Raw genomic sequence first — 1996 nt, 5'->3', positions numbered from 1 at the left:
GCAGAAGGCGCTGTGCGCGTACTACACGGCGGAGGAAGAACTGCAAGCCAGCGGGCTGCGAAGCGCGATGTCGCAGGAGCTGCCAGGGTACATGATTCCGTCGTACTTCGTGCAGCTGGAGCGTTTGCCGCTGACGCCGAACGGGAAGATCGACCGCAAGGCGCTGCCGGCGCCGGAAGGAGGCGCGAGCGGATCGGAATATACCGCGCCACGCACTCCGTTGGAAGCGAAGCTGGTCCGCATATGGCAGGAAGTGCTGGGGGTTGCAACCGCCGGCGTGAAGGATAACTTCTTCGATCTCGGCGGACACTCCCTGCGGGCAACGACGCTCGTCAGCAAGATTTACAAGGAGCTGAATGTCGATTTCCCGCTGCGGGATGTGTTTACCTGCTCCACGGTTGAAGACATGGCCCAAGCGATTGCCCGGATGGAAGAAGGATCGTATTCGTCCATACCGGTGATTGAGGAAAGAGACTATTATCCGTTGTCGTCTGCGCAGAAACGGCTCTTCATCCTGAATCAGCTGGAAGGGGCGGAGTTAAGCTATAACATGCCGGGAGCGATGCTGCTTGTAGGGGCGTTGGATCGGCAGCGGTTCGAAGAGGCGTTCCGCGGGCTGATCGCGCGTCACGAGACGCTGCGCACCGGTTTTGAAATGGCGAACGGTGAAGCGGTACAGCGGGTTTACCCGCAAGCGGATTTTGCCGTGGAGCATGTGCAGGCGAGCGAAGAGGAAGCGGGAGAGGTCGTACGGCAATTCGTCCGCGCATTCGATCTGGTGAAGCCGCCGCTACTGCGGGTAGGGCTGGTTGAGCTGGCGAAAGAACGGCATATCCTGATGTTCGACATGCATCACATCGTTTCCGACGGCGTCTCGATGGACGTCCTTATCGAAGAGTTTGTCCGCTTGTACAGCGAAGAAGAGCTGGAGCCGCTGCGCATTCAGTACAAGGATTATGCGGCATGGCAGCAGTCCGAAGCACAGCAGGAGCAGTTAAAGCGGCAGGAAGCATACTGGCTGGATCAGTTCCAAGGGGAACTGCCGGTGCTGGAAATGCCGACGGATTATGCGCGTCCGGCTATGCAGAGCTACGAAGGGCATGCGCTTCAATTTTTCATAGATAACCAGAAGAGCGAAGGCCTGAAACGGCTCGCGGCCGAAAGCGGAGCGACGCTGTACATGGTGCTGCTTGCGGCGTATACGATCCTGCTGCATAAATATACGGGCCAGCAGGACCTGATTGTAGGAACGCCGATTGCAGGAAGAAACCATGGCGATGTGCAGCCGCTGATCGGGATGTTCGTCAATACGCTGGTGATCCGCAGCTATCCTTCCGGGGAGAAGACGTTCCTAGACTATTTGAAAGAGGTCAAGGAAACGACCTTGGGCGCTTACGAGCACCAGAACTATCCGTTTGAAGAGCTGGTCGACAAAGTGCAGGTTGCCCGCGATTTAAGCCGCAATCCGCTCTTTGACACGATGTTTACTCTGCAAAACACGGAAAACAAGGAAATCCGACTTCCGGGGCTTCAATTGACTCCATATCCGAGCGAGGAAATCGTATCCAAATTTGACCTGAGCTTGGACGTGACGGAAATCGGCGGCGGTCTGGAATACATCCTTGAGTATGCGACCGCCTTGTATAAAAGGGAGACGGTAGAGCGGCTGGCGAAGCACTTCGAACAATTGCTCGAAGCGATCGTGAACGATCCGGGGGCGAAAATTGCGGCGCTTGGCCTGCTGACTGCGGAAGAGAAAGAACAAATTCAGCATGCGTTCAACCCGGCGATACCTGAATTGCCGCCGGAGAAAACGTTCCACCGGCTGTTCGAAGAGCAGGCAGCACGCACTCCGGAAGCGACGGCGGTCATGTACGAGGACAAGCAGTTGTCATACGGGGAGCTGAACGAGCGGGCGAACCGGCTCGCCAGCACGCTGCGCGAGGGCGGCATTGGCAGAGAGTCGATCGTCGGCATTTTAGCCGACCGTTCGGTG

1 protein-coding gene is annotated in these 1996 nt (G+C 57.2%); it reads left to right on the top strand.

Annotated features, from left to right (window positions below):
• The coding region (locus QMG93_RS34865; protein ID WP_281944496.1) for a condensation domain-containing protein at positions 1-1996 on the top strand (1996 nt) is incomplete at both ends.

The sequence above is a fragment of the Paenibacillus tyrphae genome, from assembly GCF_027925525.1.
GTDB lineage: Bacteria > Bacillota > Bacilli > Paenibacillales > NBRC-103111 > Paenibacillus_G > Paenibacillus_G tyrfis_B.
Note: the sequence above shows the minus strand (reverse complement) of the source record. Positions and strands in the feature narration are given on the sequence as shown.